Here is a 17,731-nt window from a genome sequence, read left to right on the forward strand (position 1 = left end):
CGGTGTTGGGGAGGGAGACGGGGCCTCACGCGGCGGCCAGCTTCTCCATCTCCAGGGTCAGGGCCTCGGCCTGTTGGGCCAGTTCGGCAGAGGCGCCGAGCAGTTCGGCGGAGGCGTCGCTGGTCTGGACGGCGGCGGCGTTGACCCCGGCGATGCTGGTCGAGACCTGGCGCGTGCCCTCGGCGACCTGGGTGACGTTGGCGGCGATCTCGCGCGTGGCGGCGCTCTGTTCCTCGACCGCGCCGGCGATGGCCGAGGCGATCTCGGCGACCTTCCTGATCGTGTCTGTGATGCCGCCGATGGCGCCGACCGAGGTCTGGGTCGCCGCCTGCATGGCGCTGACCTGGGACGAGATCTCGTGCGTCGCCCGCGCCGTCTGGTCCGACAGGCTCTTCACCTCGGAGGCGACGACGGCGAAGCCCTTGCCCGCCTCGCCCGCGCGCGCCGCCTCGATGGTGGCGTTCAGCGCCAGCAGCTTGGTCTGGCCGGCGATGTCGTTGATCAGGGTGACGACATTGCCGATCTTCTGCGCCGCGTCGGCCAGGCTGCGGATCGAGTCTCCGGCCCGGTCGGCCTCGGACACCGCGTGCTGGGAGATGCTGGAGGACTCGGCGACCTGGCGCGCGATCTCGCTGATCGAGGCGGTCAGTTCCTCGCCCGCCGACGACACGGTCTGGACGTTGACCGAGGTGATCTCGGCCGCCGATGCGACCATGCCGGCCTGACGGGTGGTCTCCTCGGCCGTCAGGGCCATGCCCTCGGCGGTGGCGCGCATCTCGGACGCCGCAGAGGCGACGATGCCGGAGATCTGGGTCACCCGTTCGGCGACCCGCTTCTGGGCCGTGATGTCGGTGGCGTATTTGACGACCTTGAAGGGGCGTCCGTTCAGATCGAGGATCGGGTTGTAGCTGGCCTGGATCCAGATCTCGCGACCGTCCTTGCCGATGCGGCGATACTGGCCGGCGTCATATTCGCCCCGCTCCAGCTTTTCCCAGAAGGCGCGATAGGCGGGAGACGCCGAATCCTCGGGCGCCAGGAACAGGCTGTGGTGGCGGCCGATGATCTCTTCCAGGCGATAGCCGACGGCGTTGACGAAATTCTCGTTGGCGAAGGTGACCGTGCCGTCCAGGCCGAATTCGATGACCGCCTGGGCCTTGTTGATGGCGGCGATCTGGCCGGCGTAATCGGCGGCCTCCAGCTTCTGGGCGGTGATGTCGGTGGCGAACTTCACCACCTTGAACGGGCGGCCGGCGGCGTCGAGGATCGGGTTGTAGCTGGCCTGGATCCACACCTCCTTGCCGTCGCGGCCGATGCGGCGGTACTGGCCCGCATCGAACTCGCCGCGCCCCAGCCGTTCCCAGAAGGCGCGGTAGGCGGGGCTCTGGGCCTCCTGCGGATCGACGAACAGGCTGTGGTGACGGCCGACGATGTCGGACAGGGCATAGTCCACGGTGGCCAGGAAGTTGGCGTTGGCGTCGACGATGGTGCCGTCCATGGCGAACTCGATCATGGCCTGCACCTTGTCGATGGCCGCCAGGGTCCCTGCCTGTTTGCGGCCCTCGCCGACATCGGCCAGTTCGACCAGATCGCCGATCGGGCGGCCGACCTCGTCGCGGACGGGGCTGGTGCGGACCGAGATCTGGGCGACGCCCAGGCCGATCTCTCCCTGGCGGGCGCCGGCCGGTCCGGCGTGCTGGCCCATGGCGAAGACGACCCGCGACAGGTCCAGTCGCCCGCCCTCGGGAGCATGCGGGTCCAGGCCGGGGAAGGCCTGGGCGGCGGCGGTGGCGTGGCTGGCCAGCAGGGCGCGGGCGGCGGGGTTGCAGCCGACGACGACGCCCATGGGGTCCAGCATCATCAGGCAGACGGAGGCGTGATCCAGGGCGGCGGCGGCGAAGGCCGGATCGAGCGGCCTGTCGTCGGCGGCGTCGGTCATGTGGGGGGCTTGAGCGAGGGCGGGCATGGCGATCCTTTTTGTGTGTCAGGCGGGAAGGGGAGACGTGAGGGCGGACGCCGGAACCGGCGCGTCGAGGGCCAGGACAGCGTCGATGTCGAGCACCAGCACCAGGTCGGCGTCGAGCCGGTAGAGCCCGCTGCACAGGCCTCGCCATTCGGCGGCCAGGGTGATGGGTTGGGGCTCGCGCTCGGCGGGATCGAGCCACAGGACATCGCCGACATCGTCGACCTGCAGGGCGTAAAGCTCGCCCGCGCCCTCGACGATCACGCTCATATGGGCCTGGTCAGGCGCGCGGGGCGCCATGCCCAGGCGGCGGCGCATGTCGATGGCGGTGACGATCCGGCCGCGCAGGTTCAGCGATCCGGCGACCTCGGGCGGAGCGCGGGGCACGCGGTCGATCCGCACCGGGGCGATCACGTCCTGAACGCTGAGGACCGGGGCGCCGAAGGTCTGTTGCCCGATGCGGACGGCGACCAGACCCTCGGTCGCGGTGGTGGCTGCGGTGCTCATCACGCCGCCCCCCGCATCAGGTTCTGATCCACGTCGGACAGCAGTCGCCCGCTGTCGAGGTCTTCAGTCTGCGGTTCGGACGTGGCCTGGGCCATGCGATAGGCACCCAGACCCAGCAGGGGCGTGGCGTGCCAGTCCGAGGCCAACCCGAACGACTCGGCCAGTTGACGCGCGCCCGGCGCGCCCGGCGTGGTGTCGGCCAGGATCAGGTCGAAGGCGGCGCCCCCGTCGTGCAGGGCCAGGGCGTCGGCCGGGCTGGACGCGACCTCGACCCCATAGCCGGCCTGGGCCAGCAGCGGGCCCAGCAACAGGCGTGTGAAGGGGCTCTGATCCACGACCAGGATGCGGCGGTCGGTGAGGGGGCGGCCGGCCTTGGCGTCCGGCGAGGCCGCCGGTGCCTTTGCAGGATCGGCGGCGCCCCCGCCCCCGCCCCCGCCAGCGCAGCGCCAGTAGAAGCCCAGGTCGATCAGTTCGATGGCCTGGCCCGCGCAGATCAGGCTGCCCGCCGCGCCGTCGGTCGAGCCGGGCAAGAGGGGGGTGGCCGGACCCTCGACGATGTCGACGATCTCCTCGGCCAGGACGCCCATGCTGGCGGCCCCGCGCGAGAAGACCAGCAGGGGGCGGCGGCCCGTATCGACATCGGGGGGGGCGCCGTCGCAACCGACCACCGGCATCAGCTCGCCGCGATACTGGATCACCGCGCGGCGATCGACCTGTTCGATGGTGGCGCAGTCCAGGTCCTCGATGCGGGCGACGCTGTCCAGGGATGCGGCCTTCATCCCGCCCTGCACGGTGCGGAAGACCAGCAGGGTGCGGGTCTCCACCGTCTGGGCCGGGGCGGCGGGATCGCGCACCTCGTCGCCGCTGTTGACCAGATGACCGGCGCCCGCCTCCAGCGACATCCCCTTGAAGTCCAGGATCATGATGACCGAGCCGTCGCCCAGGATGGTCGCGCCGGAATAGAGCTTGAGGTGGCGCAGGATCGAGGCCACCGGCTTGACCACGATCTCCTCGGTGTCGAACACGCGATCGACGATGACGCCGAAACTGAAGGCGCCGACACGGGCCACGACGATACAGGCGTCGCCGCGCACCGCCTCTTCCGCCTCCAGCCCCAGCAAGGTCTGCAGGGACACCAGGGGCAGCAGCCGGTCGCGCAGGCGAAGCACGGCGGCGCCGTTGATCTCCTCGATGCGCCGACCCTCGCCGCCGACCTCGCCGTTGCGGGCGCTGACCAGTTCGATGATGCTGGACTGGGGCATGGCGAACCGCTCGCCGCAGGATTCCACGATCAGGGCCGAGACGATGCTGAGCGTCAGGGGGATGCGGATCGTGAACCGCGTGCCCTGGCCCTCGACCGAGGTCAGTTCGATGACCCCGCCGATCTTCTCGATATTGGTGCGCACCACGTCCATGCCGACGCCCCGGCCAGAGACCGAGGTCACCTGATCCGCCGTCGAAAAGCCCGCCGTGAAGATCAGCTGCCGCGCCTCGGCGTCGGTCATGGCGGCGGCCTGGCCGGTGGTGATCAGACCGTTGGAAACGGCCTTGGCGCGGATGGCGTCGGCGGGCAGGCCGCGTCCGTCGTCGGACATCTCGACCACGATCGCGCCGCCCTCGTGCCGCGCCTGAAGGGAGATGCGGCCCAGCTCGGACTTGCCCTGGGCGCGGCGCCGGTCAGGGGTCTCGATGCCGTGGTCCGCCGCATTGCGGATCATGTGGGTCAGGGGGTCCTTGATCAGCTCCAGCACCTGGCGATCCAGCTCGGTGTCCTGGCCCGACATGACCAGTTCGATCTGCTTGCCCAGGTCCGAGGCCAGGTCGCGCACCAGCCGCGGCAGCTTGGCCCAGGCGCCGCTGATGGGCTGCATCCGGGTGGTCATCACCCCTTCCTGAAGCTCCGAGGTGACCTGGTTCAGCCGGTGTAGCGGCCCGGCGAAGGGGCTTTCGGGGTCGATCCTCAGCGTCTGGATAAGCTGGTTGCGGATCAGCACCAGCTCGCTGACCACCGTCATCAGGTTTTCCAGCACCTCGACATTGACGCGGATCGACTGGTTGGCCTCAGAGGCCTTGGCGGCGCCGTCCTTTGAACTCTCGGCCCTGACCGGATTGGGGGCGTCGGGCGCCGCCTCGGGGCGGGCGTCGGCAGGGGCGGGGAACAGTTCGGCGATGGCGTCCGGCTCCGCGTCCAGTTCGGCCAGGGCCAGGGACAGGGCGGCGATGACGCGGGCGACGCCGCCTGACTCCAGGCCGGGCAGGGCGGTCAGGACGGCGTCGTGGAACCGGCCGTCGCCGCCGCGCGCGATGGCGCACATCCGGTCGCGCAGCGCGGCCTGAAGCCGATCCAGATCCATCCCGGCCAGAGACGGCTGCACCTCGGGATCGCCCGACAGCCGATGCAGCGCGCTCTCGCAGGCGGCGTCCAGCGTCGCCTCGCCGCCCAGGCGTTCCAGATGAGGCCGCGCGGGCGGGGGCGTGTCGGCGTTTGCGCTGGCGGTCGGCGTCTGTCCGGCGAAGATGGCGTCCAGGCTGGCGATCAGGCGGCGGTCGTCTCCGGGCGGTTCGGGCTGTCCCGCCGCCAGGGCGTCGATGATCTCGCGGATGACATCGACGACTTCCAGAATGGGGGTCACCGCCGCCGGGGTGACCGCGACCGCGCCGTCGCGAAACCCGCCCAGCACGTTCTCGGCGGCGTGGGTCACGGTCTGAAGCCGGCCCAGGCCCAGAAAGCCGCTGGCGCCCTTGATGGTGTGGGCCAGGCGGAAGATCTCACCCAGCAGGGCCGGATCATCCGGCGCCTGTTCCAGGCCGACCAGCTTGCTGTCCAGCGCTTCCAGACCCTCAAGGGTCTCCGCCACGAACTCGGTGATGACATCGTCCAACCGCAGTTCCCCCACCGTATTGCCGCCTGGGCGCCGATGCGAAATGCGGGCGCAGGGCAACCATGAGCAGATGCGGTTAACGGAGCATTACCCGCATAGGTGGCATAATGCGGCGTCGTTAATGCTACCTTAGGTGGTGTCGGTCAGGATGGTCGCGTGATCAATCGGCCGCGCGGCGGCAAGGGGGAAACATGGCCGTCGACAGGTCGATGAATGTTCTGGTGGTGGACGACTACAAGTCGATGATCCGCATCGTCCGGGGTCTTTTGAACCAGCTGGGTTTTCACAATGTCGATGACGCCGTGGACGGCGACACCGCCTTTCGCATGATCAAGGAAAAGCCCTACGGCCTGGTGCTGTCGGACTGGAATATGCAGCCGGTGACCGGTCTGGAGCTGTTGCAGCGGGTCCGGGCCGACGCCGAGACCAAGGCGACGCCCTTCGTCATGGTCACCGCCGAGGCCAAGGCCGAGAACGTCGTGGCGGCGCGTCAGGCCGGGGTGAACAACTATGTCATCAAGCCCTTCACCCTGGCGGTGCTGAAACAGAAGCTAAGTTCCGTTCTGGGAGAGCTGTGATGGATGCGGCCCTGGAAGAGATCGTGGAGATCCGACGGGTGCTTGAAGCCGCGGTCGATGATCTGTTGCAGCTGGCCGAGCACGGCGCCGCCCTGGCTCGGTCGATGGCTCAGAGCAAGACGCCGGATCCGGGCGCGGTGGAGCCGGTCTTTATCGGCATGATGCAGGCCTGCGCCTTTCAGGATCTGGTCGGCCAGAGGCTGGAGCGGCTGGCGGGCCTGCTGGAACAGCGCGCGGACACCCGGCCCGATGCTGACCTGCTGAATGGTCCCACCCGTTCGGGTCTGGACCAGGGCGCCGCCGACCGGCTGATGCAGGCGCGGTGATCCTGTCATGGGCCTGCCGACAAAGCGTCTGGGGCTTCGCGACGTCCAGCCCCTTCTGGTGGATGACAACCCTCAGTCGGCCGACTTGATCGGCGGCATCCTGATGGGGTTCGGCATCAGCCACGCCACCAAGAGCCCGTCTGTCTCGGATGCGCGAAAGCTCTTGGCGCGCAAGGCGTTCGACGTGGTGATGATCAACTGCGAGATGGCCGACGAGGACAGTTTCGACCTTGTGCGCGAGATCCGGGCCGATCCTCAGTCGCCTAACGGCTGTGCGCCTGTGCTGATGCTGAGCGCCCGCACCGGCCAGATGACCGTCCTGAAGGCGCGCGACGCCGGGGCCAATTTCACCATCGCCAAGCCCGTCTCGCCCCTTGTGCTGTTGGAGAGGCTGCTTTGGATCGCCCAGAGCAACCGCGCCTTCGTCAACGAGACCACCTATCGCGGCCCGGATCGCCGCTTTCGCACCGAACCCCTGCCCATGGGCGAGGAGGAGAGGCGGGCCGAGGATCTGCGCCTGACCGCCACGCCTGACCGGGCCCTGTCGCAGGACGAGATCAACGGGCTGTTCCAGTGAGCGAACACCTGATCCAGCCGCCCAATCGACTTGCGCGGATCCTGGTCGCCGAAGACGCCGTGCCGATCGCCCTCTTGGTGCAGGGGGGCGAGGCGCAGGTTGAGGCCATGGTGCCCGTTTTCGCCGCCAGCCTGGCGCCTCAGGTGGCGACCCTGGTTCAGCTGTGTCGACGCGGCGACCCGGAGCTTCAGGCGCAGGCGCGCGACATCCGCCGCGCGGCGCTGGCGGTGGTCGAGACCGCCGCGATCACCCGCCGCCACGACATCGTGCCGATCGCCCTGGGCATCTGCGATCTGCTGGATCGCTGGCTGTTCGCCTCGGAGTGGGCGCCCCGTCTGGTGCGGGCGCAGGCAGAAGGCCTCCACGCCCTGGTCTTCACTCTGGGTCTGACGTCCGCCGACCAGGGGCGGCTGATCGACGACCTGATGCAAATCCGCGCCGAGAGCGACCTGGCCTTCCCGCCTTCTTCGACCCAGGTGGCCTAGAACGCCTTTCGGGCCGAAGCTTTACCGGACTGAAAGCTGTTCTCCTTAGTACGGGGGCGGGAGACCCTCATGATTTCGCCTATTTCTGTTCGTCGGGATGAGCTGGACGCCACGCGTTTCTGCCAGGCCATCGAGCATTCCCCGATCGGTACGGCCCTGCTCGACCTGGACGGTCGCTGGCTGAATGCGAACGCCGCCCTGAGAGAGCTGTTGGGCTATGACGCCGAGGCCCTGTCGGCCCTGACCTTTCAGGACGTGACCTTCGCCGAGGATCTGGACGCCGATCTGGAGCGGATGACCGCCCTGGTCGCCGGGGACATCGCCTCCTACCGGATGGACAAGCGCTATGTCCGCAAGGACGGTTGCGTGGTGTGGGCCGAGCTGACGGTATCCCTGGTGCGCGACGTTGAGGGCGAGCCGCAGTTCTTCATCTCTCATGTGCAGGACATCGAGGATCGCAAACGGCTGGAGACCGACCGGCTGCGGTTGGCCGAGCGGGCCGCCCTGGCCGTGCAGGCGGCGCAGATCGGCATCTTCGAATGGGACCTGCGCGCCAACGACCTGGGTTGGTCGCCCGAGATGTTCGACCTGTTCCGGTTGCCGCATCGAGACAGGCGCGTCGCCTACGCCGAGTTCGGACAGTGTCTGCACGAAGACGACGATGAGCCCCTGGCTCAGTCCATCGCGGCGGCCCTGATCTCAGGTCTTCTGGACACCGAGTTCCGCATCCGCTGCCTGGATGGCGACGTGCGGATCATCAAGGTTCTGGCTCGACTGCACCGGGACGCGGCGGGCGAACCGGCCAGCTTCATCGGCGCCAACTGGGACGTCACCGACGCGCGTGTCCTGGCCCAGAAGGCCGATGCGGCCAACGAGGCCAAGTCCCAGTTCCTGGCCGTGATGAGCCACGAAATCCGCACCCCGATGAACGGCATCATCGGCATGGTTCAGGCCCTGCGCGCCGAGGACCTGCTGCCCTCGCAGGAGGAGCGGCTACAGGTCATCGCCGACTGCGGCGAGAGCCTGCTGACCATTCTGAACGACATCCTAGACCTGTCGAAGGTCGAGGCCGGAAAGGTGGAGCTGGAACAGCGCGCCTTTGCACTGGAAGCGATTCTGAGCGGTCTGGTCTCGACCTATGCACCGACGGCCGCGGATCGCGGTCTGGACTTGGTGATCGACGTCGAGGCTGCATCGGGTCTGTATCGCGGCGACCCCACCCGGCTGCGGCAGGTGGTGTCCAATCTTGTGTCCAACGCCCTGAAATTCACGGCCGAGGGTCAGGTTTCGATCCGCGCCCGCCGTCTGGGCGACAATGTCCGCATCGACGTCAGTGACACGGGCCGGGGTATGGACGCCGAGGTTCTGGCGCGCATCTTCACCCCCTTCGTCCAGGCAGACAACACGACGACGCGGCAGTTCGGCGGCACGGGCCTGGGCCTGTCCATCGTCCGCCGTCTGGCGCGACTGATGGGCGGGGATGTGACGGTCAGCAGCCGGCCGGGACTGGGCTCGCGGTTTTCTCTGGTCCTGCCCTTGCCCTATCTCGGCGAGGCCGAGGTTCAGGCCCAGCGCGACGGCCCCTCCGCTGTGGAGATGAAGCCGCTGAAGGTTCTGGCCGCCGAGGACAATCCCACGAACCAGTTCGTGCTCAAGACCCTGCTGTCGCAGATGGGGATAGAGGTCTCCATGGTCAGCGACGGCGCCCAGGCGGTCGCGGCCTGGCGCGGCGAGGCCTGGGACGTCGTCCTTATGGATATCCAGATGCCGGTGATGGACGGGTTCGAGGCGACCCGACGCATCCGCGCGTTGGAGGCCGTCGACGGCCGACCGATGACGCCGATCATCGCCCTGACCGCCAACGCCATGCCGCATCACCTGCAGGAATGCCGGGTCGCGGGAATGGACGGTCTGGTCGCCAAACCCATCGACGTTCGGGATCTGGCTGCGGCTCTGCAAGCGGTCGCCGAGGCGGGCCTTCAGGACGACAGCCGCTCGCTCCAGCGTTCCGGGTCGGCGGCCTGACCGATCAGGGCCAGGCCCGAGGCGATGGATTCGAACTCGCCGCCCGTCTCGATCCGCTCGGCCCCGAAGCGACGCCGGAAAATGTCCCGCACCGCCGGCACGAACGATGTGCCGCCCGTCAGGAAGACGCGGTCGATGTCGCCGGGCCCGATGCCTGAGGCCTCGATGGCCTGATCGACGGCGGCCTCGATGGCGGTCAGTTCGGGTGTGATCCAGCCCTCGAACATCTGGCGCGTGACTGGCGTTTCGAGGGCGATGGATCCGGCGACGAACGAGAAGGTCGCCGCCTCGTCACGGGACAGGGCCAGCTTGAGCGTCGACACCGCCTGATAGAGGGCGTAGCCGTGATTGTCGTCCAGCACCTCGATCAGACGGTCGATCTTGTCCGGCTCCAGCGCGGTGCGGGCCAGGGCGCGGATGTCGCGCATATCCCGCGAGGCCCGCAGCAGGGCCAGTTGGTCCCAGCGGGCGAAGGCCGAGAAATAGCGCTGGGGGATGGGCAGGGCCTTGTCGAAGGCGCGATAGGACCCGCCCTTGCCCAGGGCCGGCGAGACCAGATTGTCGATGATGCGGTAGTCGAAGGCGTCGCCCGCCACCCCGACGCCGGAGCGCGCCAGGGCCTGTGAGCGCAGGCCTGCGTCGGACGGCTGGAAGCGTACGACCGAAAAGTCGCTAGTGCCCCCGCCAAAATCGGCCACCAGGACCGTGGCGTCGGTCGTCAGTGTCTGGGCGAAGAAGAAGGCGGCGCCCACCGGCTCGTAGGCGAAGCGGATGTCGGTGAAGCCCAGGCGCGAGAAGGCTTCCTGATAGCGGGTCAGGGCCAGGGCCTCGTCGGGGGACCCGCCGGCGAAGGTGACCGGGCGGCCGACGATGACGCGGTCGGGCAGGTCGCTCAACGCCCCGGCGCTATGGCTCCGCAGCTGAAACAGGAAGGCCGCCAGCAGATCCTCGAACCTGTAGCGCCGGCCGTCGATGACGGTCTCGGTGAAGGCGGCGCTGGCGGCGAAACTCTTGAAGGACTGGATGAAGCGGGTGTCCAGCGGGTCCTCGACATAGGCCTCGATGGCCCAGGGACCGGCCGTCACGATCCGTTCGGGTGGCTGACCGGCGCGGGCCGGATGCATCTGGAACCCCAGGGCTGAGCGGAAGGCACCCGTGTCCGAACCCGTGTTCTGGCTCGGCGCGGCGAACCGGATCACGCGGGCCGGTCGCCCAGGTTCAGCCAGGGCGACGACGGTGTTGGTGGTGCCGAAGTCGATGCCGATGGTCATTTCAGACATCGCAGAGAAGGCCGATCATCAGGATTGCCGGGACGAGCCGTCGGGCTCAGGCCAGGGGGCGGCGCTCAAGGCGGACGGTGGGGCCGGCCAGGCGGGTGTTCAGGGTCTCGCGCGCCGCGGCCTCCAGCCTGAGACCTGTCAGCATCCCCGTGGCATAGGCGCCGGTGTCGATGGCGATGCGGCGATGATCGGCGTGAACCGTTTCCCCCGGCGTATGGCCATGGACGACGATCTGCTCGAACGGGGTGCGATCGTTCAGGAAGCCCTGGCGAATCCACATCAGGTCGTCGGGGCTCTGTTCGGCCAGGGCGACGCCGGGGCGCGCCCCCGCATGGGCGAAGAAATAGGCGCCGATCGAGCAACTGTATTCCTGGCGCGACAGGAACTCGCGGTGACGGTCCGGCACGGCCTGGCCGAACTCGGCGGCGGTGACCACCCAGGCGTCGGAGGCGACCTTCATCGTCGGTGACGTCACGCCATAGGACCGCAGGGCTTCACGGCCGCCATATTCGCACCACCCAGGACCGACCTCGGGGTCGTCCAGAAAGGCTTCCATCCGGTCCTCGTGGTTGCCCCGCAGGAAATGCGTCTCGATTTCAGTCTGATCCTGCAGGCTGCACAGGCGATCCAGCACGCCGCGAGAGTCCGCGCCACGGTCGATGTAATCACCCAGGAAGACGATGACCTTTCGCGTCGCGTCGCTGGCCCGAAGGTCGTCAAGGATGGCGTCGAGGAGCGGCTCCAGCAGGTCCAGCCGACCGTGGATGTCGCCGACGGCCCAGACGACCGCGCCGGTCGGAACCGAGGCCGCGCCCGGTTCCGCATTTCGGCCTGACCGCGCATCCGCGCGTGGCTGTCCCCGTTTGAAGAACGAACGCAACATGGCTGCTACATCCAGCCTTTGGCGCGTCGGCGCAAGCTATGCCTGCTGCGATCAGACGATGCGCATCCCCAAGGCGGATCATGTCGCCGGGTGCGACCCCGGTTGTGGCTTCGACGCACGCGAAGTCGTCGCAAGAGGTCTCCCATGGGGCGAGCCGTCTTGCGCAGCGTGGCTTTAAGACGTTTATGGCGAACGGGGTTTCCCAGGGGCGACAATTGACGGCGATAGACAACGCGATCGAGCGGCCGATGACGGTGCGAGCTTGGGAAAAGGGCCTCGCCCTGGTCCTGCGCGCGGTCCAGACCGTATGGGCCCCCCTGTCGGTCGCGGTCTTCGGCATTCTGCTGATCCTGTTCGTCGTCACGGCCATGCTGATCCAGCAGAGGCTTCAGGTTCTGGCCGAGCTGTCCACCGTCTCGCCCACCGCCGCCGCCGTGCCGCCCGCCCAGGTGCTGGGAACCGGCGACTTCACCCTGGCGCCCGAGGATCTGCGCAATCTGTCGGAGGACGACGCCCGCGTCTTCAATGCCGGGATCCCGTTTTCAACCCTGCCTATCCTGGCGGCCAAACCCTTCATCATGGCGCCCGACAATATCGAGGCCTATTCCCGCGCGCTGGATTGCCTGACGACGGCCATCTACTACGAGGCGGCGTCCGAGACCCCGGAAGGGCAGGCGGCGGTGGCGCAGGTGGTGCTGAACCGTATGCATCATCCCGCCTATCCGGCGACTGTATGCGGCGTGGTGTTCCAGGGATCGGAGCGGACGACCGGCTGTCAGTTCAGCTTCACCTGCGACGGCGCCATGGGCCGCACGCCTTCGGTCGAGGGATGGGCGCGGGCCAAGGCGGTCGCAGCGGCGGCCCTGAATGGTTCGGTCGCGGCGGGTGTCGGCATGGCGACCCACTATCACACCGACTGGGTCGCCCCCTATTGGGCGCCTCGGCTGGTCAAGATGCGCCAGATCGGCACCCATATCTTCTATCGCTGGGCGGGTGGATGGGGCCTGCCGTTCGCCTTCAACAAGCAGCACGCCGGAACCGAGCCTGTGATCGCCAAGATGGCGGCCCTGTCGACGCCGCTGGAGATCATGCCCGAGCTGGTTCTCGAAGAAGACCTGGCGACGCCGCCTCTGATCGTCGCCGCCCTGCCGCCAGCCCCGCCGATGGCGGTGACCTTCGTGCCGGTCGAGCCCCAGGCTGCGGCGTCCGAACCTGTGGCTGCGGCCCCTGCGCCCGTGATGAATCCCCTGACCAGCCAGGGCGAGACCCGCCCGCGCCGCCGCTCGCGCATCGCCACGCCGAGCGGCTGGTAGGGACCGCAGAGGCCGGGGTTCTAGGTCTCCGCCACCCCGGCAACCGCGACGGCGGTCATGTTGGCGATGCCGCGTGCGGTGACAGCCGGCACCAGGATGTGCAGCGGCTTTTCCAGACCCAGCAGGATGGGCCCGACCAGTAGGGCCTCGGTCGCCGCGCCCAGCAGGGTCAGGGCGATGTTGGCCGCGTCCAGATTGGGCATGACCAGCAGGTTGGCCGAGCCGGTCAGGGCGCTGTCGCCGATCAACCGGGTCCGCAGGGCCTCGGACAGGGCGGCGTCGGCGTGCATCTCGCCGTCCACCTCAAGCTCGGGCGAGGCCGCCTTCACCAGGGTCAGGGCCTGTCGCATCTTGCGCGCCGAGGGCGAGGACGAGGCGCCGAAGCTGGAGTGGGACAACAGCGCCACCTTGGGCGTGACGCCGAAGCCGCGCACGGCGGCGGCGGCGTGCAGGGTCATCTCGGCGACCTGTTCAGCGGTCGGATCGACGGTGCAGTGGGTGTCGGTGAAGAACAGGGCGCCATTGCCCAGGATCAGGGCCGACATGGCATAGACCCGCTGCACGCCCGGCGCAGGCCGGATGATCGGCAGGGCGTGGCTCATGTGCTGCCACCAGTCGCCGGTCCCGCCGACGATGGCGGCGTCGACCAACCCGGCCTGCAACAGCATGGAGGCCGTCACGGTCGGCTGGCGGCGCACCCGTCGGGACGCGGCCAGGGGCGGAACCCCGCGCCGCCCGACCTTGGCCTGGTACTGGGCGTCCATGGCCTCCAGCACAGGGCTCTCGACCGACGGATCGAACAGTTCGACGTCGTGATCCAGCTTCAGCCGCAGGCCCAGTTCGACCAGTTTGCGCTCGATCACCGTGCGGCGACCGACCAGGACGGGGCGGGCGATGCCGTCGTCGACCACGGTCTGGACCGCACGCAGCACGCGGTCGTCCTCGCCCTCGGCATAGGCGACCTTGCGCGACAGGGTCTTGGCCTTCTCGACCAGGGGCCGCATCAGCTGGCCCGAGCGATAGACGAACCGCTCCAGGTCGCGGCGATAGGCGTCCAGGTCGGCGATCGGCCGGGCGGCGACGCCGCTGTCCATCGCGGCCTTGGCCACGGCGGGCGCGATCTCCAGGATCAGGCGCGGGTCGAAGGGCTTGGGAATGATGTGCTGGCGGCCGAACAGGGGCACGGCGCCGCCATAGGCCTGAACCGCCACGTCGGAGGGCTCGGCGCGGGCCAGGGCGGCGATGGCCTCGACCGCCGCGATCTTCATCGCCTCGTTGATCTCGGTCGCGCCGCAATCCAGTGCGCCCCGGAAGATGAAGGGGAAGCAGAGCAGGTTGTTGACCTGGTTCGGATAGTCGCTGCGGCCCGTGGCCATGATGGCGTCGGGACGAGCCTCGACCACCAGTTCGGGCAGGATCTCGGGCTCCGGATTGGCCATGGCCAGGATCAGCGGATTGGGCGCCAGCAGAGGCAGCCACTCGGGCTTGAACACGCGCGGCGCCGACAGGCCCAGGAAGATGTCTGCGCCGGCGATGACCTCGGCCAGGGTGCGGGCGTCGGTCTGGCGCGCATAGCGGGCCATGTTGGGCTCCATGCCGGGATCGCGCCCGGCGTGAACCACGCCCTTGATGTCGGTCAGGGTGACGTTGTCGACCGGCAGGCCCATCGACACCAGCAGGTCCACACAGGCCAGGGCCGCAGCCCCCGCGCCCGAGGTGACCAGGCGGGCTTCGGACAGCTGCTTGCCCTGCAGCACCAGGGCGTTGACCACGGCGGCGGCGCAGACGATGGCCGTGCCGTGCTGGTCGTCATGGAAGACGGGGATCTTCATCCGCTCGCGCAGGCGCCGTTCGATCTCGAAACACTCGGGCGCCTTGATGTCTTCCAGGTTGATGCCGCCGAAGGTCGGCTCCAGCGCCGCGACGGTGCTGATGAACAGTTCGGGGTCGTCGGCGTCCACCTCGATGTCGAACACGTCGATGCCGGCGAACTTCTTGAACAGGACGGCCTTGCCCTCCATCACCGGCTTGGACGCCAGGGGGCCGATATTGCCCAGACCCAGCACCGCCGTGCCGTTGGTGATGACCGCCACCAGATTGCCGCGCGCGGTGTAGTCGCGGGCCGTGTCGGGATCGGCGGCGATGGCCTCGCAGGCCGCGGCGACGCCGGGGGAATAGGCCAGGGCCAGGTCGCGCTGGGTCGCCATCCGCTTGGTCGCCTCGATGGCCAGCTTACCCGGCCGGGGCAGGCGGTGATAATCGAGTGCGGCCTTGCGGAAATCTTCGTCCATGATCCTGTCCTTTTGGCTCCCGCGCCGGAGCCGAGGGAGCCATAGCGTCTCGATGGCCCCTATCGCCAGTGCGATGGGCTGATTTCACCGATCTATAAGGCCGCAGGGCTGACTTCAGCGGCGGATGCGCGTCGACAGGATGATCGAGGAGGTGGTCTTTTCCACGCCGTCCAGCATCCCGATCACGTCGATCAGCTTGTCCAGCTCTTCCAGATCGACGGCCTCGATCATGGCGATCAGGTCGTTCTCGCCGCTGATGGAATACAACGCCGACAGTTCGGGTATGGCGGCCAGGGCCTTTTCCGTCTCGGCCGTCAACTTGGGCGACAGCTTCATCATCACATGGGCGCGGACCAGGCTGCGGTCGTAATCCGTGCCGACGCGCACGGTATATCCGTCGATGACGCCCTGCTGCTCCATCCGGCCGATGCGGGTATAGACCGTCGCCCGAGAGACCCCGGTCGCGGCGGCCAGGACCGAGACCTGACGCCGGGCGTCCTCGCGCAGCAGCGCCAGCAGCTGCACATCGGTCTCGTCCAGATCGTTGCGGTCCTGGGTCTTGGCCATCGGGCGCTCCGTGTCGGTTGCGTGTCCGTGTCCGCTCAGGGTTGGGGCCGGCCTTCGTCGGCGTAGATCTCGACGCGGGCCGGGGCGGACGAGCTGACCGCGCCACGGTACATGCCCTCGGTGTTCATGGAAAAGGCCACCTCGCCGTCGCCGTCCATGGCGATCAGGCCGCCGTCGCCGCCGATCTCGCCGATGTCATAGATGGTGTCGTCGGCGGCCTCCTGGATCGACTGGTCGTTCCAGTCCACGCGGTCGCAGACCTGACGCGCCGCCGAGGTGCGGATGAAGTATTCGCCCGTACCCGTCGCCGAGACGGCGCAGACGCCATCGGCGGCGTATGTGCCGGCGCCGATGATGGGTGAATCGCCGATCCGACCCCACTGCTTGCCCGTCAGGCCGCCGGTCGAGGTGGCGGCGGCCAGATGCCCCAGCTTGTCCAGGGCGACGGCGCCGACCGTGCCATAGCGGTGCGTCGGGTCGATGGAGGCGTTCTGGGTCCGGCGCCATTCCTGGTATTCCTGCCAGCGGCGCTCGGTGCGGAAGTAGGACGGATCGACCTGTTCCAGGCCTTGCAGGCGCGAGAACTCGTCGGCGCCGGGACCGGACAGCAGCAGGCGGCCCGAGCGTTCCATGGCGGCGCGGGCCAGGCTTACGGGGTTGCGGGTGCGGGTCACGCCGGTGACCGCGCCGGCGTTGCGCGAGGCCCCGTCCATGATCGAGGCGTCCAGATTGTTCACGCCGTCCGCGTTGAAGACGGCGCCCTTGCCCGCGTTGAACAGGGGATTGTCTTCCAGCACCCGGACGGTGGCCTCGACTGCGTCCAGGCTGGTTCCGCCGTTCGACAGGACCGCCGAGCCGGCGTCCAGCGCGGCCTGCAAGCCCTGGCGATAGGCCGCCTCGGCTTCTGGCGTCAGGGAGCCGCGCTCGATCACGCCGGCGCCGCCGTGGATGGCCAGGGACCAGGGGGCGTGAGGATCGACGGGGACGTTCAGCAACCGACCGGCGACGACCGAGGCCGTGCCTTCAAAGACCGGATCGGTGATCGTCATGGTCTTCAGGTCGATGCGGCCCTCGGTCCCCAGGGTGGTGACGCGCACGGCCGGATAGTCCAGCGGCTGGCCCGCGCTCAGGGTCGCGACGCCCTCGGGCTGGACCAGCCAGGCATAGCCGCGGCTGGCGGTGTAGAAGCGGCCGACGCCGTCCTTGTCGACGCACAGGGCGCCGTCCTCATCCACGCCGATGCCGATGGCCTGGGGGTCATTGGCGGCGCGGACCTGGGCCACGAAGGCGATCAGACGGCCCAGGCGATCGCGGGCGGTGAAGTGGGTGTCGGTGACGACGTGCTCCATGCGCGGCATGTGCAGGAACTCGCCGACCATGGTCACCGCCGGGCCGGTCGGATCGCGCAGGGCGCGGATGGCGTCGACGCTGCCACCGTCCATGGCGCCGTAGCCGACGGCCCCCATGATCGCCAGGCCGGCGCTGGTGCCGCCCACCGGGCGGCCGCGCGCGACATGATCGTTGATCGCCTTCTGGACCGAGGTGCCCTTCCAGAAGTTGACGTAGTTGGACTGGTCGCCGCCAGCCAGGAAGATGCCGTCCGCACGGTCCAGCATGGCCAGGATGCGCGGGTCCTCGGCGGCCTTCCTGTCATCGAAGATCACGGTCTGGACCGAGGTCGCGCCGCCGATCTGGCGATAGATCTCCTCACCCGCCTCGGCGTCGCCCGAGGCGCGCAGGATGACGATATGGCCGTTGCCCGCCTGGGCCAGGAACCAGCGCCAGGCGTCATAGGACCAGTCGCCGCCGCCCATCAGCATCAGGCCCGGCTCGGTCGCGTGCGGCGTGGGGGCCGAGACATCCCCGATCTCGAAATAGGTATAGCCGGTGTCTGAGGCCCTGGCGGCCTCAGCGGGCGCAAGGCCGAGGAAAAGCGCGAAGACGCTCAGGAAAGCGAACAAAGCGAACCGCATGAATCGTCCCTCAGGCCTGTGGTTGAAAAGCCATAAGGACACAGTTCGTCGTGGCAGGCGATACGATCGGACATTTTCATGCTT

14 protein-coding genes are annotated in these 17,731 nt (G+C 68.6%); 6 read left to right on the forward strand and 8 right to left on the reverse strand.

The genetic code is table 11. The features are described from left to right. Positions 1 to 25 precede the first annotated feature (25 nt). Genes ACO05L_RS05220 through ACO05L_RS05230 form a run of 3 tightly spaced genes read right to left on the reverse strand, consistent with a single transcriptional unit; the run spans position 26 to position 5,349 of the window. Positions 26 to 1,963: a PAS domain-containing protein gene (locus ACO05L_RS05220; protein ID WP_421731112.1), complete on the reverse strand. Its 1,938-nt coding sequence runs from the start codon at positions 1,961 to 1,963 to the stop codon at positions 26 to 28. Positions 1,964 to 1,981: 18 nt separating this feature from the next. Continuing rightward, on the reverse strand, positions 1,982 to 2,467 hold the full coding sequence (locus ACO05L_RS05225) for a chemotaxis protein CheW (protein WP_421731113.1): 486 nt from the start codon (positions 2,465 to 2,467) through the stop codon (positions 1,982 to 1,984). Further along, on the reverse strand, positions 2,467 to 5,349 hold the full coding sequence (locus tag ACO05L_RS05230) for a chemotaxis protein CheW (RefSeq protein WP_421731114.1): 2,883 nt from the start codon (positions 5,347 to 5,349) through the stop codon (positions 2,467 to 2,469). Before ACO05L_RS05230 ends, ACO05L_RS05225 begins: the two co-directional genes overlap by 1 nt. A gap of 191 nt (positions 5,350 to 5,540) precedes the next feature. Here ACO05L_RS05230 and ACO05L_RS05235 point away from each other — a divergent pair, with 191 nt between their 5' ends. From ACO05L_RS05235 to ACO05L_RS05255, 5 genes are all read left to right on the forward strand, one after another. Then, on the forward strand, positions 5,541 to 5,927 hold the full coding sequence (locus ACO05L_RS05235) for a response regulator (RefSeq protein WP_421731115.1): 387 nt from the start codon (positions 5,541 to 5,543) through the stop codon (positions 5,925 to 5,927). Further along, positions 5,927 to 6,253, forward strand: coding sequence for a hypothetical protein (locus ACO05L_RS05240; protein ID WP_421731116.1), 327 nt, complete (start codon positions 5,927 to 5,929; stop codon positions 6,251 to 6,253). The genes ACO05L_RS05235 and ACO05L_RS05240 overlap by 1 nt, the downstream gene beginning before the upstream one ends. Positions 6,254 to 6,260: 7 nt before the next feature. Further along, positions 6,261 to 6,830: a response regulator transcription factor gene (locus tag ACO05L_RS05245; RefSeq protein ID WP_421731117.1), complete on the forward strand. Its 570-nt coding sequence runs from the start codon at positions 6,261 to 6,263 to the stop codon at positions 6,828 to 6,830. After that, positions 6,827 to 7,315: a hypothetical protein gene (locus tag ACO05L_RS05250; RefSeq protein WP_421731118.1), complete on the forward strand. Its 489-nt coding sequence runs from the start codon at positions 6,827 to 6,829 to the stop codon at positions 7,313 to 7,315. Before ACO05L_RS05245 ends, ACO05L_RS05250 begins: the two co-directional genes overlap by 4 nt. A 69-nt stretch (positions 7,316 to 7,384) precedes the next feature. After that, positions 7,385 to 9,340 carry an ATP-binding protein gene (locus ACO05L_RS05255; protein WP_421731119.1) on the forward strand — a complete coding sequence of 652 codons (1,956 nt, stop codon included), beginning with the start codon at positions 7,385 to 7,387 and terminating at the stop codon, positions 9,338 to 9,340. Here ACO05L_RS05255 and ACO05L_RS05260 read toward each other — a convergent pair. Both ACO05L_RS05260 and ACO05L_RS05265 read right to left on the reverse strand, forming a co-directional pair. Beyond that, positions 9,295 to 10,611: an Hsp70 family protein gene (locus ACO05L_RS05260; RefSeq protein WP_421731120.1), complete on the reverse strand. Its 1,317-nt coding sequence runs from the start codon at positions 10,609 to 10,611 to the stop codon at positions 9,295 to 9,297. The two genes, ACO05L_RS05255 and ACO05L_RS05260, sit on opposite strands and share 46 nt — an antisense overlap. Positions 10,612 to 10,666: 55 nt before the next feature. Further along, positions 10,667 to 11,503 carry a metallophosphoesterase family protein gene (locus tag ACO05L_RS05265; RefSeq protein ID WP_421731121.1) on the reverse strand — a complete coding sequence of 279 codons (837 nt, stop codon included), beginning with the start codon at positions 11,501 to 11,503 and terminating at the stop codon, positions 10,667 to 10,669. Between the two features lie 248 nt (positions 11,504 to 11,751). Here ACO05L_RS05265 and ACO05L_RS05270 point away from each other — a divergent pair, with 248 nt between their 5' ends. Continuing rightward, on the forward strand, positions 11,752 to 12,816 hold the full coding sequence (locus ACO05L_RS05270; RefSeq protein ID WP_421731122.1) for a cell wall hydrolase: 1,065 nt from the start codon (positions 11,752 to 11,754) through the stop codon (positions 12,814 to 12,816). 20 nt (positions 12,817 to 12,836) lie between these two features. Here the strand turns inward: ACO05L_RS05270 and ACO05L_RS05275 are convergent, their stop codons facing one another. From ACO05L_RS05275 to ACO05L_RS05285, 3 genes are all read right to left on the reverse strand, one after another. Then, the gene (locus ACO05L_RS05275; RefSeq protein ID WP_421731123.1) at positions 12,837 to 15,107 is read right to left on the reverse strand and encodes an NADP-dependent malic enzyme; all 2,271 of its coding nucleotides are present in this window, start codon (positions 15,105 to 15,107) and stop codon (positions 12,837 to 12,839) included. A gap of 114 nt (positions 15,108 to 15,221) precedes the next feature. Next, positions 15,222 to 15,674, reverse strand: coding sequence for an Lrp/AsnC family transcriptional regulator (locus ACO05L_RS05280; protein ID WP_421731124.1), 453 nt, complete (start codon positions 15,672 to 15,674; stop codon positions 15,222 to 15,224). A gap of 35 nt (positions 15,675 to 15,709) precedes the next feature. Further along, a complete protein-coding gene (locus tag ACO05L_RS05285) occupies positions 15,710 to 17,647 on the reverse strand; it encodes an isoaspartyl peptidase/L-asparaginase (protein WP_421731125.1) in 1,938 nt (645 codons plus the stop codon). Between the last annotated feature and the right edge of the window lie 84 nt (positions 17,648 to 17,731).

Source organism: Brevundimonas sp., assembly GCF_965227765.1.
GTDB lineage: Bacteria > Pseudomonadota > Alphaproteobacteria > Caulobacterales > Caulobacteraceae > Brevundimonas.

What these genes read in the sequence shown, in the direction of transcription:
- ACO05L_RS05275 (WP_421731123.1), bottom strand. Translation starts at nt 15,107, where the DNA reads ATGGACGAAGATTTCCGCAAGGCCGCACTCGATTATCACCGCCTGCCC.
- ACO05L_RS05255 (WP_421731119.1), top strand. Translation starts at nt 7,385, where the DNA reads ATGATTTCGCCTATTTCTGTTCGTCGGGATGAGCTGGACGCCACGCGT.
- ACO05L_RS05240 (WP_421731116.1), top strand. Translation starts at nt 5,927, where the DNA reads ATGGATGCGGCCCTGGAAGAGATCGTGGAGATCCGACGGGTGCTTGAA.
- ACO05L_RS05285 (WP_421731125.1), bottom strand. Translation starts at nt 17,647, where the DNA reads ATGCGGTTCGCTTTGTTCGCTTTCCTGAGCGTCTTCGCGCTTTTCCTC.
- ACO05L_RS05225 (WP_421731113.1), bottom strand. Translation starts at nt 2,467, where the DNA reads ATGAGCACCGCAGCCACCACCGCGACCGAGGGTCTGGTCGCCGTCCGC.
- ACO05L_RS05235 (WP_421731115.1), top strand. Translation starts at nt 5,541, where the DNA reads ATGGCCGTCGACAGGTCGATGAATGTTCTGGTGGTGGACGACTACAAG.
- ACO05L_RS05220 (WP_421731112.1), bottom strand. Translation starts at nt 1,963, where the DNA reads ATGCCCGCCCTCGCTCAAGCCCCCCACATGACCGACGCCGCCGACGAC.
- ACO05L_RS05270 (WP_421731122.1), top strand. Translation starts at nt 11,752, where the DNA reads ATGACGGTGCGAGCTTGGGAAAAGGGCCTCGCCCTGGTCCTGCGCGCG.
- ACO05L_RS05260 (WP_421731120.1), bottom strand. Translation starts at nt 10,611, where the DNA reads ATGACCATCGGCATCGACTTCGGCACCACCAACACCGTCGTCGCCCTG.
- ACO05L_RS05245 (WP_421731117.1), top strand. Translation starts at nt 6,261, where the DNA reads ATGGGCCTGCCGACAAAGCGTCTGGGGCTTCGCGACGTCCAGCCCCTT.
- ACO05L_RS05280 (WP_421731124.1), bottom strand. Translation starts at nt 15,674, where the DNA reads ATGGCCAAGACCCAGGACCGCAACGATCTGGACGAGACCGATGTGCAG.
- ACO05L_RS05265 (WP_421731121.1), bottom strand. Translation starts at nt 11,503, where the DNA reads ATGTTGCGTTCGTTCTTCAAACGGGGACAGCCACGCGCGGATGCGCGG.